This is a genomic window from Chitinophaga skermanii, from assembly GCF_003259335.1.
GTDB lineage: Bacteria > Bacteroidota > Bacteroidia > Chitinophagales > Chitinophagaceae > Chitinophaga > Chitinophaga skermanii.
Genome location: NZ_QLLL01000001.1, coordinates 986,371 through 1,000,344, shown reverse-complemented (window position 1 = coordinate 1,000,344; position 13,974 = coordinate 986,371). Strand labels below are relative to the sequence as shown.

11 protein-coding genes and 4 tRNA genes are annotated in these 13,974 nt (G+C 40.9%); 10 read left to right on the top strand and 5 right to left on the bottom strand.

All coding sequences use genetic code 11. The annotated features are described in order from the left end of the window. Positions 1-24 precede the first annotated feature (24 nt). Both LX64_RS04045 and LX64_RS04040 read left to right on the top strand, forming a co-directional pair. Positions 25-98 (top strand) — tRNA-Asp (locus LX64_RS04045). 86 nt (positions 99-184) lie between these two features. Further along, positions 185-267, top strand: a tRNA-Tyr gene (locus tag LX64_RS04040). A 57-nt stretch (positions 268-324) separates the two neighbouring features. Here LX64_RS04040 and LX64_RS04035 read toward each other — a convergent pair. Continuing rightward, a complete protein-coding gene (locus LX64_RS04035) occupies positions 325-837 on the bottom strand; it encodes a hypothetical protein (RefSeq protein WP_111596300.1) in 513 nt (170 codons plus the stop codon). A 492-nt stretch (positions 838-1,329) separates the two neighbouring features. Between LX64_RS04035 and LX64_RS04030 the strand changes: the two genes are divergently transcribed. Continuing rightward, positions 1,330-1,403: transfer RNA gene (locus LX64_RS04030), tRNA-Asp, on the top strand. Between the two features lie 86 nt (positions 1,404-1,489). Continuing rightward, positions 1,490-1,572: transfer RNA gene (locus LX64_RS04025), tRNA-Tyr, on the top strand. 28 nt (positions 1,573-1,600) lie between these two features. On the opposite strand, the gene LX64_RS04020 is transcribed toward LX64_RS04025, so the two are convergent. The 3 genes from LX64_RS04020 to LX64_RS04010 all read right to left on the bottom strand — a co-directional run bounded on the left by LX64_RS04020 (position 1,601) and on the right by LX64_RS04010 (position 3,030). Next, positions 1,601-2,035 (bottom strand): hypothetical protein, encoded by a 435-nt coding sequence (locus LX64_RS04020; RefSeq protein ID WP_111596299.1) that lies wholly within the window; start codon positions 2,033-2,035, stop codon positions 1,601-1,603. A 10-nt stretch (positions 2,036-2,045) separates the two neighbouring features. Further along, positions 2,046-2,192: a restriction endonuclease fold toxin gene (locus tag LX64_RS26425; RefSeq protein ID WP_111596298.1), complete on the bottom strand. Its 147-nt coding sequence runs from the start codon at positions 2,190-2,192 to the stop codon at positions 2,046-2,048. Positions 2,193-2,259: 67 nt separating this feature from the next. Next, positions 2,260-3,030: an RHS repeat-associated core domain-containing protein gene (locus tag LX64_RS04010; protein WP_111596297.1), complete on the bottom strand. Its 771-nt coding sequence runs from the start codon at positions 3,028-3,030 to the stop codon at positions 2,260-2,262. Between the two features lie 226 nt (positions 3,031-3,256). On the opposite strand from LX64_RS04010, the gene LX64_RS04005 reads away from it, so the two are divergent. The 4 genes from LX64_RS04005 to LX64_RS03990 all read left to right on the top strand — a co-directional run bounded on the left by LX64_RS04005 (position 3,257) and on the right by LX64_RS03990 (position 8,317). Further along, positions 3,257-4,075 carry a DUF5672 family protein gene (locus tag LX64_RS04005; protein WP_111596296.1) on the top strand — a complete coding sequence of 273 codons (819 nt, stop codon included), beginning with the start codon at positions 3,257-3,259 and terminating at the stop codon, positions 4,073-4,075. After that, positions 4,075-5,028 carry a hypothetical protein gene (locus LX64_RS04000; protein WP_211324723.1) on the top strand — a complete coding sequence of 318 codons (954 nt, stop codon included), beginning with the start codon at positions 4,075-4,077 and terminating at the stop codon, positions 5,026-5,028. Before LX64_RS04005 ends, LX64_RS04000 begins: the two co-directional genes overlap by 1 nt. Beyond that, positions 5,025-6,026 carry a glycosyltransferase gene (locus LX64_RS03995; protein WP_111596295.1) on the top strand — a complete coding sequence of 334 codons (1,002 nt, stop codon included), beginning with the start codon at positions 5,025-5,027 and terminating at the stop codon, positions 6,024-6,026. Before LX64_RS04000 ends, LX64_RS03995 begins: the two co-directional genes overlap by 4 nt. Before the next feature lie 116 nt (positions 6,027-6,142). Continuing rightward, positions 6,143-8,317: a hypothetical protein gene (locus LX64_RS03990; protein ID WP_111596294.1), complete on the top strand. Its 2,175-nt coding sequence runs from the start codon at positions 6,143-6,145 to the stop codon at positions 8,315-8,317. Here the strand turns inward: LX64_RS03990 and LX64_RS03985 are convergent. Next, positions 8,314-8,565: a hypothetical protein gene (locus LX64_RS03985; protein WP_111596293.1), complete on the bottom strand. Its 252-nt coding sequence runs from the start codon at positions 8,563-8,565 to the stop codon at positions 8,314-8,316. The two genes, LX64_RS03990 and LX64_RS03985, sit on opposite strands and share 4 nt — an antisense overlap. Positions 8,566-8,902: 337 nt before the next feature. Here LX64_RS03985 and LX64_RS03980 point away from each other — a divergent pair, with 337 nt between their 5' ends. Further along, a complete protein-coding gene (locus tag LX64_RS03980; protein ID WP_158538518.1) occupies positions 8,903-11,314 on the top strand; it encodes a tetratricopeptide repeat-containing sensor histidine kinase in 2,412 nt (803 codons plus the stop codon). 169 nt (positions 11,315-11,483) lie between these two features. Beyond that, positions 11,484-13,871, top strand: a complete 2,388-nt coding sequence (locus LX64_RS03975; protein ID WP_111596291.1) for a histidine kinase dimerization/phosphoacceptor domain -containing protein — start codon at positions 11,484-11,486, stop codon at positions 13,869-13,871. The last annotated feature ends 103 nt before the right edge of the window (positions 13,872-13,974 follow it).

Sequence of the window (13,974 nt, the reverse complement as noted above, 5' to 3'; positions counted from 1 at the left end):
TTAGATGATACAAAAAGTTTGAAAGGATCGGTAGTTCAGTTGGTTAGAATGCCGCCCTGTCACGGCGGAGGTCGCGGGTTCGAGTCCCGTCCGGTACGCAAGGACTCCAGAGAAGCCTGCTAAAAGCGGGCTTTTTTATTGGGTTTTAGCTCTACAGTATTTATGTTGGTTTAGCTGGCATAACGGGCAGGTTCCAGAGCGGCCAAATGGGGCGGACTGTAAATCCGCTGTCTTTCGACTTCATAGGTTCGAATCCTATCCTGCCCACGGAATTAAAAAGCCGCCTCTACATCGTAGAGGCGGCTTTTTTGTTGTAACTACCAATTAAAGAATTTCTAATACTTCAAATTCACCTTGTATATAACTGGTAGTACCAAAACCAAACTTATCTCCAACTTTAATTGGGCGGCTTAATGCTAGTTGGTTATTTAAAATCAGATTTAGCACTTTATATTCTCCTAAACATAATTGTGCTTCTTGAGAAAAAGATATTGAAGTTTGTGTCGGATACAAATTCTCCCATACAATCGGATTAGAAGATTCGTTAATGCTGTTTCTATTGTTTATGCTATTTGTAAAAATAATTTCTACTTTAATAAAAATTGGATCCTTTGTTTGAGGTCTACTTCTCAATTCATCTTCATTTGTGAGAAGTACTCCATTTTCAATCAATAATTGAATCACATCAGAATAATTTTCACTTAATCCTATAATATTTCGTTCAATAGTATCTAAAATCAAATCAGAATAAACCCCTCTAAATATTCTATACCTTTGAATATCTTCGAACAGTTCATAATTTTTTTTGATTAAATATTCTTTAAGCATTATATCCATAGTTCATTTTATTTATCGATCGTTGGTGTATTTATATTGAACTTTATATTCCCACTGCCGTTTGGTACAATACCAGAACTCGTTTGAACTGGCTTTCCATTTAAACGTTGAATTTCTTGTACCATTTTTAACACCAAAATATCCGCCGTACTTGGAGCTGGAGTACCTTGAGGATGAACATGATTTATTAAATAAGGGTGCCTGAAATATCCAAAGGTAAAAATATTTTGCCTCGTGTACCAGTTACTATCACCTGCGAGTTTCCCATTCTGCTATTATTGCCTAGCACAAAAATTTGGCCGACTTCAACATCGCCAAGTATATGAGAATTGAGCAGCGAATAAAAACCCTGGTTCCTCAACTGTTCCGGCAACTGTCTTTTCCCCACCTTCTATTGTTCTTAACAGGTTATCATATAAAATTAATTAAACCTATTCACTGCATCCCATTCAACGGAGTATCAACGCTTTAGATGATACAAAAAGTTTGAAAGGATCGGTAGTTCAGTTGGTTAGAATGCCGCCCTATCACGGCGGAGGTCGCGGGTTCGAGTCCCGTCCGGTCCGCAAGGACTCCAGAGAAGCCTGCTAAAAGTGGGCTTTTTTATTGGGTTTTAGCTCTACAGTATTTATGTTGGTTTGGCTAACATAATGGGCAGGTTCCAGAGCGGCCAAATGGGGCGGACTGTAAATCCGCTGTCTTTCGACTTCATAGGTTCGAATCCTATCCTGCCCACTAATAGAATCGTCACTGCGTTCCAATTTTATTGCAGATCGCTTAATCTAATTTCTTTAAGTAGTTTCAATTTGATTTCTTTATCAATTCTGTCCCATTGATAAACATACATTTGTCCATCTTCGATATTCCAAACAAATTCCCCATCCTCGCTTCGTATATTAAACTTACCTGTCAATTCAAATGGAAAATCATTTACTTCATCATTTATTTTCTCAATTATAAATAACAGTTGGTGAATAAAAAACAACTCATTACCTATATAATAATTAGATCCTAACATTACCATTTGGGTTATGTACTCAGGAGAAATAAAATAACAATCGAAATAGTATTTAGCGTCCTTTTTACTTATTTCATATCTATCAATCAAAAATTCTGTTTCCTTTAAATATTTAAAAAATAATTTTGCTTCTTCACTACTGCATTCTATCCCCCCAACAATTGATGCGTAACTTTTCATAATTTTCTAATTATCTTGTTTTAGGATTTTCATTAAAATGAACAACTTTAATTCCCTTCTTCTCTAAATATGCTCTTACCTCTGGATGAGGTTCATAAAAAAACCAATATTCTAGCTTTTTTTTCCACTTCTCAGCCAACTTTAAATGATGCTTAATTTGCTCACTTGCTTGCTAAGGAAATTCTTAGAATTTTTATTTGCAGACAATTTTCGTTTTACTTCAATTAATAAATCGCCGACAGAGTAAATGAGTCAATCTCATACTCTTTACCGTCCAATACTCCCTTTACTTCACGGCCACCTGTTTTCTGCCTAACTAAATCCTCATTGTGTCTATCTCTTGCTTGGCTATGCTGCCCTTTTTTAGTTAACTTTTTCACATTCTTTGATAAGCCTCTTGGTTTAGGTAAATAAGCAGCAGTCCCACCTATAGCTAATCCAAGACTTGCTACATCACCTAAATGTTTTAAATCATCTCCAAACTCAGCTGCATACTCCAATGTGGCACTATAAGGAACACCAGGAAGTTCATGTATGTAGACATCCCCACCTTCATCCAAATATTCATTAAACAAATTTATGGCACCAAACATTGCTTTCATATCTTTAAATACGTATCTATAGTATCCAAAATGTAAAACTTGGGCTTTCCCCCATGGTGCAATATCAACTTGAACTTGTACTGGGTCACCTCCATAAAAAGGTTCTATATTCCAAGGAATTGTTTTTTGAACATTTATCAAAGATACGGATACCCCTCTACCATCTTTTATGTTTAGACTATAATGGTAAAACTCGCCACCATCTAAATCTATTCCTTCAATCACTCTATTTTCTGCATATGCATAGGTAGAATTCCACGGATACGATTTTCTTAATGGGTACTCACTTAAAAAACGGCCCAATCTTGGATCATAAATCCGCATACCGTAATCAATTTCATTAGCTTCACCTTTGATTTCCTTCCGCTTATGTTTGAAGGAAAATCTTTCCATTTGACAATTCTGCTAGATAAATGAAGATATTTTCTATTTAATAGCACATCCAATTATCCAACTTCAAATATGTAGGCTGGAATAGCAGTATGAAAACCTGGGGCCTGGCACGCCACCTATTAATGCAACAAAAAATCTCGGAAATAAAATAAAATCCCACTATCTACTCAACCCAAACCGCTAAAATCCTGTTAACTATTGCTGGTACCTTAAATTGCAATAAACCATGTCGCTTTGTATCATCATTCCTGTGCACAAACCACATCTCAGCCCAGAAGATGCGGCTGCTTTACAAGCTTGTGCAAAACATTTAAAGGCGTACGATACTTTCCTCGTTTTCCCCAAAGGCATGCATACCTTGGCGTATCTCAAAATTCACCCGGCATTGAAGTTACAACCCGTGCCACCACAATGGCTCGCCTCCGTGGCCGACTATAACCGGATGAAGATGCAGCCGGAATTCTACCAGTTATTCCGCGATTACAAGTATATGATGACTTACGAACTGGATGCTTATATTTTCAGCGATCAAATTGCTTTACATAAAGGCTATGCGTACGATTTTATTGGCGCACCCGTATTCGAAGGTTACCTAGAAGCGAAAACAGGTGCAGGCTTCTTACCCATGCTGAATTCGGGGTTTTCTATCAGGAATATACATTCGTGTTTAAAGGTTTTGCCCTTGCTAAAGAAATTCCAAGCGCGCTGGCGATTACAAAAGCTACTCGTTTCCAATTTCCGCTTCCTGCAAAAACATTTCCTGCAAACCCAATTGCAGCTCATTTTAAATGAACACCTAAAAGGTTATTTCCGGGGTACTTATTTTCATGAGGATGTAATATGGACGGCTATCGTACCCAAACTATTCCCGTTCTTCAAAGTAGCACCGCCTACGGATGCGATGCAATTCAGCTTCGAAGTAAATGCGGCAGAATTATTGGATATGAACCATGGTCAATTACCACTTGGCTGCCATGCATGGACGAAGTTTCCCAAGTTCTGGAAAGACTATATTCCCGCAGCCGCTAACTTATTAAAAACCTAATGCAGTACAACGTTCAAAACCCAATTCTCCTACTAGCCTTCAATAGGCCCGATACCGCGCAACGTGTGTTTGAACAAGTGCGTGCCGTACAACCCAGCAAACTGTATATCGCCGTAGATGGCCCCCGTACACAAGTTGCCAACGATAATGATCTATGTGCCGCTACGAGAAACATCTACAACGATATCGACTGGCCATGTGATGTTTACCGCCTCTTCCAACCTACCAACCTCGGTTGCAAATATGCCGTAGCCCAGGCCATAACATGGTTCTTCGAACAGGAGGCGCAAGGTATTATCTTGGAAGACGATTGCCTGCCACATGAAGATTTCTTTTACTTCTGCGACGAAATGCTACAACGATATGCACACGATACACGCATCATGAGTATTACCGGCACCAACCTACAAAACGGTCAACAACATGGCACAGCCAGCTACTACTTCAGCGAGTATTCGCATATTTGGGGTTGGGCCAGTTGGCGCCGCGCTTGGCAAGCTTATGATGTAGAGCTGAAAGATTACACTGAAAATGATGCACAATTAACTATTCACAACATCTTCACTGATCCATTTTTAATCGATGGTTGGTTGAATATATTTAGGGATCTGAAAGGGGGGAAGATTGATTCTTGGGATTACCAGTTTAACTTCACCACGTTCTTCCAACACGGGCTATGCATTACGCCGAATGTGAACTTAATTAGTAACCTTGGCTTCCGGGAAGATGCTACCCACACCTTCAATGTACCCCAGCAACACGCAGCAGCTTTACCAAGGCAAGCTTTGCAAAAACCCTTGGTACACCCTCATATTTTTGTACCTTCAAAAGCGGCGGATTATCATTTTCTTGCAAAAGACTTTGGCTTAGCAGAGAAATGGCAATACGCAGAAAAAGAACAACTATTACGTAGGCGCATTAAACGCTGGTTCAAAAATATCTTCCGAAAATGATCGATTTCTCAATTGTGATTTGTGCCTACAACCCAGAACAGCGCATTCTCCAACGTTGCCTGCAAGCTGTACAACATCTCGATGTATACGGATTGGAAACCGACATCTTCCTTGTAGATAACAATAGTACAACACCATTATTATCCTTACCATACATACAAGCATTCTTACAAGCAATGCCCAATATGCAAGTATTGGAAGTAAAAGAACAAGGTGTTTTCCATGCAAGAATTGCTGCTATCGAAGCTGCCCAAGGAAAACACATTGTGTACATCGACGCCGATAATGAGCCGGCAGAAAATTACCTCCAAGCATTAAAGCAATTAACCATCGCATATCCACAAGTAGGCGCATGGGGCCCCGGTAATGTGTATGTAGATTTCCTCGATGGTGTACCCAGTAATATTAAGTATACCGCCCGGGCGGCGTTTCAAGAACGACATGAAACAGAACCCCGTTACGCTAGTATCGCAGCTTGGCAAGATTGTTACCCATTCGGCACAGGTTTATGCACCCAAACACCCATCTTAAAAAAGTATGTCGCATTGGCTAAGGCAGGGGCCTTAACTTTGCCCGGTAGAACAGGGAAAGCCCTCAGCTCCGGGGAAGATACCCAAATGGTACTCCTATGCATCCGGGAAGGCTATGCTGCCGGTGTTGCGCCTATTTTACACATCACCCACCTAATTCCTGGATCAAGGGCTAATAAAGGCTATTTGAAGCGATTGATTTACGGTACTTTCTTGTGTTACGAGTTATCGTTGTTGCAAATTTTCCCCGAAGAAATCACGCGTCTACAAAATACGGTATTATCGCCCCGGCAATTCTCCACACTCGCACGCCGTCAATTTATTCGAAACCTGTTTCAAACTGCACCTTCTAAAACTTTTGCATTCGTGCAATTTCTTGCCGTACAGGCAGGTATCTATACAGCCCTTGGTATGCCTTTACCCAGCACAGTACAGCGTATTATTCGTTGGTTGAAATTGGAGAAATAAGCAGCACGTTACTATAGCCCCCCATTCCTAAATGATAGATACTGCGTGCGTTAGCACATGTAAATCTACCCAGCGGTATATTTTTTGAATGGACTGTACCTATAAAACAGGTTGCAATGACGAACATTTCTAACTACGGAGCAAATGCAATAGCTTATATAGATAAACAAGCAGCTCCTATGCTTATAATGAAGCCATACGCTGTTTATTTGTTGGATGATGGATTGTATGTTGTATTGAATATGCCCAATTGTCGTATAGCACTTAGAATGGTTCACCTGCATGGTGCTACCTTTTTCTCCATCACCCATACGCATCGAAACCATCAATACAACTTCACGTTACAAACCCATCTTGCTACCTATCAAGTCAATTTGCAGCTTCCTAGTAAGAATGGATTTCTACATTTTACATGTAGCATTACCCCGAAAATGAACTTTCATATAGGCTCCTCTCCTCGCGATTTAATATTATTAGATCACCCGGAACCATCATTTAATGGCGAAATATATGCCTCACAAGTAGGGCCACGGACCGGCTTTATATTTGGGGGATTGAAAAACCCCTACAGCGGTTCTTTCTTTTATGTGCAAAACTTCACATTACTCAATGAATATTGTGAACAAACCCAAACAAACATTAATAACACCGTAGGTGGACAATGGCCCGAATTAGGATTTGCATTGCCTTCCAAGGAAGATAAGCCATTAACAGCAGGTACTACCTACACCATCAGCGATGTATATTTCAAAGTAGTACCAGGCATGTTAACTACCCCTACAGAAATTGCTACCACTTATTTATCGCTATTAGCAGAATGGTACCAACTTGTACCCAAACCCGGCACGCAATATCAACATTGGCCTACACTAGCCAACAAAACTATGCGTGGTTTGCAACATAACCCAGGCTGTTGGCTACAAGTAAAGGGTAAACAATATCTCAATGCCTACGTATGCGATTACAAAACACCGCCCGAAATAATGGTACAATTATCGGCCTCCGTTCCATTAGAAGCCTTCTCACGCTGGCGCGGCAAGAAGTTCGAAATCGTGCAGCAACTTATACAAGCCCTCGACCAATTCTACGATGATAATACCCATGCTGTATTACGTTGGCTACCTGCCGCAGCTCATAGTTTGGATGGATCGGAAGAACATAAGCAACCGAACGTGATGGATGCATGGTATATACACCATGCACTGTACAACTTATCGGTATTGGCAGAAAGGGGCTATAAAAATGCTGAGCAATTATTCTTTAACTCGGTTGACTTTGTTATAAAGGTGGCGCGGCATTTCCAATACCGCTGGCCAATATTTTTTGATATTCATACACTAGCTGTTATTAAAGCAGAAGCCCAACCCGGTAAAGGCGGAGAAAAAGATGTGGCGGGTTTATACGCGCTCGTGATGCTACAAGCATGGGAGTTAACACGGGAAGAAAAGTATTTCCAAGAAGCGGTTCAAGCCGCCAATGCATTAGCCTCGGAAGGATTTAAAATGCTATACCAATCGAACAACACAGCTTTTGCGGCGGTAGCTATGTTGCGATTATACGCAGAAACAAAGCAAACGCATTTCCTAGAACAAAGCTACATCTGCATGGCTAACCTATTTGTGAATACAGCTTTCTGGGAATGCAAATACGGGAATAGTAAACATTACCCTACCTTCTTTTCTATTTTCCCATTAGATGATGCGAACTATGCAGCTGCTTATGAAGAACGTGATATAATGAATGCTTTCCGGGAGTACTTGTTGTTAGCGCCTAACGATGTATTGCCTGCATTACGGGATTTATTACCTGAATATATTCGTTATACTATTCACCGGGCACCCTATTATTATCCTCCCAATTTACCGGCTGATATAATAGCAACAGATGTTCGTATGGGAGAGATAGACCGGGATTTATGGATTCCCTTGGAAGATTTCCAAATAGGTTACGAGCCATTAGGGCAGGTAGGACAAGAAGTATATGGATTGGGTTTACCTTTTGAAATTCTTACGCACCATTATATTCGCTTGGAAGATGTAGGATGCTACGTATTCCTAGATTACCCGTTCGAAGTTGTGAGTGCTAAAACAGGACAATCCATTACGCTACAAATTTTAGGTAGCGCTGCATATTCCTGTAGACTTGTGTTGGTGTGTATGAACAAAGCAGTAGGAAACTGGGAGGTAATCGCAGAAAACAAGGTGATACACCCCGGTTCGGTAGAAAAAGGCTTGTTGGAGTTTACCCTTGCAGCCCAACAAACCATTACTATACGTTTACCTCAACCCTAACACTCGGTATAATCCGATGTAAAGGTGCCATTTACCGCGTACAATTTATCTAAACTAACTTCGAAGGTATCATCTAACTGCAACCAGTTTTTACCATCACGTTCGAATAAGTTTGTAACAATACCGCTGCCACGGGTTACACCACCATCTTCATATAAGATATCGGCCTTTTTCTTTTGCTCGAATAATTCGACCAAGATCTTATAAAAGTTACCATTTGTTGGGAGGGTTGTTCTTGTGTCTGCCATAAAACAAAGTTTAGGATAAATACTAATAACTACTCCTCAAATTCAGTACCAAGGCCGAAGGAAGTGACACAACGGCGGCTGAATCGAGAACAGGTCGCTTGTCACCAAAGTATAAATTTACCTCGCTTGTTCCGATATGTACAACATTTTTAGGCTAATTTCGTGCATATTTGACCTAGCTTTTAGGTAGAGCAAACCATTAACCTTCAGCCTTTTACTGCACACGTTATATTTGATATTATGCGGGAACGCTCCACAATGGAAGGCGTATTCCTACTTATTTATGGTAGTGAGAAAATTTTATTGCTTTATACTCTTTTATGTACTGCTGCATTGCATGCCGCAGGTAAAGTTGTTTGCCCAACAGGGTAAAACAAACGAGGAATTACGTTTATTACAACAATTAAATAATGCTGCTCCCGGGAAAGCAAGGGCAAATGCTGCCATAAAACTGGGTGAATATTTCGTGATTCTTCCGGGCGAATTCCCCGGGGATATGCAGAAAGCGATGCATTATGCCCAAATGGCACGAAATGAAAGTAAACCCATTAAGTATGCAGCCGGGTTAGCTGCTGCCACTACCGTGGAAGGCCTCGTATACATAGAAACGGGCAATGATCAAAAGGTTATTCAACTGCTGCGTACCACGAAAGATTCTTCCCGTTTTAGATTACTCACCACTTTCGCCGCCAGCTATATATTCCGCGAAACGGATCACCATTTCGACAGTGCACATATATACGCTTCCCAAGCACTTAATTTAGCGCGTGACTTAAAGCAGCCACCTTTTATTTTAAAAGCGTTGCGGCTTATAGCGGAAGTAAATTATTACCGTCGTAATTTATATGAAGCTGAAAAGTATGTATCAGAATTATTTGATTTTGTACAACAACACGAAGAGTTCCACGAGGACGTTGCATTTGAATTAAAGAAAATATCTGTGATGTACTATACTCATGGTAATCTCGACCGGGCTTTGTATTTCGGTATTAAAGCGGTAAAAATAGGTGAGAAATTCCAAGATATTAACCTGCACCGGTATTACGATAACCTCGCTATGATTTACCGCGGTACCAATCAACATGCTAAGGTGATTGAATACTTAGAGAAGGCTTACAAAGAATATACCCGCGCAACAGGCAGGCACTTCTTTTTCTATATATCGGAAATTGTATCCTCGATGTTAATGCTGGGACGAACAAAGGAAGCCCTACCTTATGTAAAATATTATTTAAAAGATGTAGAACCCCAGTTTGAAGATGAAATAGCACATGCCGCCGTGGCCTTAGGCAATAGCTATAATGCCATTGGTCAGTACGACGCTGCAGAGCGAGAATACATCAAAGCTGTTAAAAACTCGCGGGATATACGGTTTACGAAAGTCCTCGGTCAATTCTACGTAGAAAGGAAGCAATTTGAAAAAGCACGGCCATTATTAGAAACTTTTGCGAAAGAACCTGTACAGGGAGTATTGTTGCGCAGCAACGTAGAAATGCTGCTATTTAAAGTAGACAGTGCCGCCGGTAAATGGCAAGCGGCTATTGATCATCTTATATTGACGAAGAAGATGGACGACTCCGTACAACAAGCTACTAAATACCGCGAGTTGAACGAACTACAAATTAAATACGATACCGAGAAGAAGGATGTAGACATTTTACATAAATCGCAACAAATTGAACTCCTCGATCGCTTATCGGGCTTACAAAGAAAAGATTTAGCCAGCGCTCGACTGCAATTGCAAATGGAAGAAACAACCCGGATGCAAAGCACTGCCCTCGCTAAATCGGAAGCTGCTCGAAAAGACCGGGATATTTTGTTAAAGCAACAAAACATCCAATTACTCGAACAGCAACAATTAATTCAAAGTGCCCACTTGCTACAAGCTACCACCAGTAGAAACTTCCTAATAGCGGGCGCCGTCATGTTAATGTTGCTTCTCGGGGTTATGTACAACCGCTACCGCGTGAAAAAACTCACCACTTTGCGCTTAGAGGCCCAACAATTAGCTATTAACCAGAAGAATGCAGCGCTAGAGAAACTATTAAACGAGAAAGAATGGCTATTGAAAGAAGTGCATCACCGGGTGAAGAACAATTTACAAACCGTTATTAGCTTACTCGAATCCCAATCGGCGTATTTACAAAACGATGCGTTGAATGCCATAAAGGATAGTCAACACCGTGTATATGCCATGTCGCTCATCCACCAGAAGTTGTACCAAGCCGATGATGTAACGAGTATTAACTTAGGTACTTACATACCGGAACTTGTATACAACCTTGCCGAAAGTTTCGATTCCACCCGTACACAGTTCAAATTGGAGATTGCCAACGTAGAGCTAGATGTATCGCAAGCAATACCGGTAGCCTTAATTTTGAATGAAGCGATTACGAATGCTTTGAAATATGCTTTCTTGCCCAGCCAAGCGAGACGCGAGATTTACGTGCAAATGCAGCCTATTGGTGTACAGGAAATGGTATTGGTGATTCGCGACAATGGTCGTGGTTTGCCGGCACAATTCGACCAAGCACCTAGCAAATCGCTCGGTATGCGTTTAATGCAAGGTTTAACCGGCGATTTAAACGGTACATTGGAAATGCACAGTCACCAAGGTGTACACATAAGGGTACAATTCCCGGTAGAAGATATTTTACATCCAGGAATAACGCCCAATGAAACTGTACTTCCCGTGAATGAAAAGCCTCATCTATACAGCGTAGAAACGGGCTTCAACGGGGCCGCCTAAGCTGAAATGTGGTCAAAAACGCCATTTCCACAGCATTTCTACCGATATATACAATAAAAAGAGGCAATTTTGATGTAATTTAAACGCCAACTTCCATTCACCTTTAGGGTACAACCAAAATCGAATTACGCTAGGGAGCGCGTGATAGAAAAATATTGCTTTCAATTTTATGCAGGAGAAAACTTTCTGGAAGGGTTTGCTGAGCTTGTTCATGATGTGTTTGATGGGCTTGACTTTATATGCCCAACAAAACAAACGAAATGAGGAGGCACGGCTATTGCAACAATTGTCGGCCAGCAAACAAGGAACTGCACGTGCAAATGCTGCTTTAAAATTGGCTGAATATTATGTATTCCTTCCCGGCGAGTTAGACAGCGACCTACAGAAATCACTCTATTATACGGAAGTAGCGAAGCAAGAAAGTAGACCTATACGTTATTTAAAAGGTGTAAGTGATGCTTTGGTGGTAGAAGGTTTGGTGTATATAGATAAACGCGACGACCAAAAACTACACCACATCCTTCACCAAGTAAAAGATTCTGCCAGTATAAAACTGCATGTAAGCTATGCTGCCAATTGGATATTTCGGAACGCCCCGCACCACTTCGATACTGCCATTGCCCATGTAAACGAAGCCTTAGCCATTGCGAAAGAAATAAAGAAGCCTTCCAGGATATTACAAGCCTTGGTACTTAAATGCGAGATTTACCAGTTTGCTGTGCAGAAACCCGCAGCTGAAATGGTGAAGTCGGAGATATTTGAATTAGTTAATCAACACGAACATGAACTAACGGATATCCCATACGAGTTCTACAAAGTGTCGCAACTCTATTTCTGGTATGGCAACTTAGACCGGGCCTTGCTTTTTGGCATCAATGCTATTAAGGCCGGTGAGAAGCTGCAAGACAATTACCTACCCCGGTACTACGATAATTTGGGCATGCTCTATCGACATATGAATCAATTTGATAAAGCGATTGAATATTATGAAAAAGCAGATGCCGAAACCGTTCGTAGCAATGGACAACATAATTACTTCTATACCGGGGAAATTGCATCCGCGATGTTACGCGATAATCGACCAAAAGAAGCCTTACAATATGTAAAGAATGCACTTAAAACCATCAATCCTGCTAACCTCGATGATGTAGCACATGCAGCAAAAGCCATGGGCGACTGTTACAAAGCGTTAGGTCAATACGACTTAGCCGAAAAAGAATATATAAAAGCCAACTTATCCGTAGATAATTTCGGTCATCAAAAGTCACTCGGCCAGTTTTATATTGAACAGAAACAATACAGTAAAGCGCGGCCCTATATCGAGCATCTCAATGCATCTTTGCAAGGTATTACCGTGCAAATACAAACGGAGATGTTGCTATTTACCATCGATTCCGCCGAGCAGCAATACACAAGCGCTATCGATCACCTTGTACGCGCTAAATTCTTGGAAGATTCCATTTCCCAAGAAACCAAGTACAAGCAATTAAACGAGTTACAAGTAAAGTACGAAACGGAAAAGAAAGACCAAGAAATACAAAATAAGGCACAACGCATTGCCCTCCTGAATAGTTTATCGGAGTTACAACAAAAGGATTTAACACATGCCCGAACACAATTATTACTCGAAGAACAATCGCGTTTGCAAAATATGGCATTGGCAAAGTCTGAAACAGAGCGGAAGGACCGGGAATTGCTATTGAAACTACAGAACATTAAAATACTCGAGCAGAAACAGCAGTTAGCAAGTTCTAATTTGCAACAAGCTACTTATAGTCGTAACTTCCTGGTAGCTGGTGCCGTGATGTTAATGTTACTATTAGGCGTGATGTACAATCGCTACCGCGTGAAAAAGCTTGCTACTTTGCGACTAGAATCGCAACAAGAAGCCATTAATTTGAAGAATATCCAATTAGAGCGGTTACTAACAGAGAAAGAGTTATTGTTGAAAGAAGTGCATCACCGGGTGAAGAACAATTTGCAAACAGTTATTAGCTTATTGGAATCCCAATCGACGTACTTACAAAACGATGCCCTAAACGCTATCAAGGACAGCCAACACCGCGTATATGCAATGTCGCTGATTCACCAGAAGTTATACCAATCCGATGATGTAACCAGTATTAACTTGGCGACTTACATACCGGAATTAGTATACAACCTTGCCGAAAGCTTCGATTCTACCCGTACACAATTCAAATTGGAAATCGCCGACGTAGAACTGGATGTGTCCCAAGCTATTCCAATTGCATTAATCCTAAACGAAGCCATTACCAACGCCTTGAAATACGCCTTCCCGGTTGAACAAGTGAAAAAGGAAATCTGTATCCGCATGCAACCAAGCGGTGTACATGATATGGAATTAACCATCAGCGATAACGGTAAAGGCTTACCAACAGGTTTTCATGAAGCACAAAGCAAGTCGCTCGGTTTACGCTTAATGCAGGGTTTAACGGGTGATTTAAATGGTACATTCGAACTTACCAGTGGGCCGGGGGTAACCATACATTTAATATTCCCGATTGATAACACGCTCGAGGAAAATAACCGATATTAGTGTGCCTAAGTGCGGCAGTCATAATGACACTTTCTTATAAATTTACAGAAGCTTACACACCTATTTGATGCCTATTACGAGCAAGCCACTTCCCTATTCTTCT

Bases quoted from the DNA above. Each gene is read 5' to 3' on its own strand.
- LX64_RS04035 (WP_111596300.1), bottom strand. From the start codon at position 837: ATGGATATAATGCTTAAAGAATATTTAATCAAAAAAAATTATGAACTG.
- LX64_RS04020 (WP_111596299.1), bottom strand. From the start codon at position 2,035: ATGAAAAGTTACGCATCAATTGTTGGGGGGATAGAATGCAGTAGTGAA.
- LX64_RS04010 (WP_111596297.1), bottom strand. From the start codon at position 3,030: ATGGAAAGATTTTCCTTCAAACATAAGCGGAAGGAAATCAAAGGTGAA.
- LX64_RS04005 (WP_111596296.1), top strand. From the start codon at position 3,257: ATGTCGCTTTGTATCATCATTCCTGTGCACAAACCACATCTCAGCCCA.
- LX64_RS04000 (WP_211324723.1), top strand. From the start codon at position 4,075: ATGCAGTACAACGTTCAAAACCCAATTCTCCTACTAGCCTTCAATAGG.
- LX64_RS03995 (WP_111596295.1), top strand. From the start codon at position 5,025: ATGATCGATTTCTCAATTGTGATTTGTGCCTACAACCCAGAACAGCGC.
- LX64_RS03990 (WP_111596294.1), top strand. From the start codon at position 6,143: ATGACGAACATTTCTAACTACGGAGCAAATGCAATAGCTTATATAGAT.
- LX64_RS03985 (WP_111596293.1), bottom strand. From the start codon at position 8,565: ATGGCAGACACAAGAACAACCCTCCCAACAAATGGTAACTTTTATAAG.
- LX64_RS03980 (WP_158538518.1), top strand. From the start codon at position 8,903: ATGCCGCAGGTAAAGTTGTTTGCCCAACAGGGTAAAACAAACGAGGAA.
- LX64_RS03975 (WP_111596291.1), top strand. From the start codon at position 11,484: ATGCAGGAGAAAACTTTCTGGAAGGGTTTGCTGAGCTTGTTCATGATG.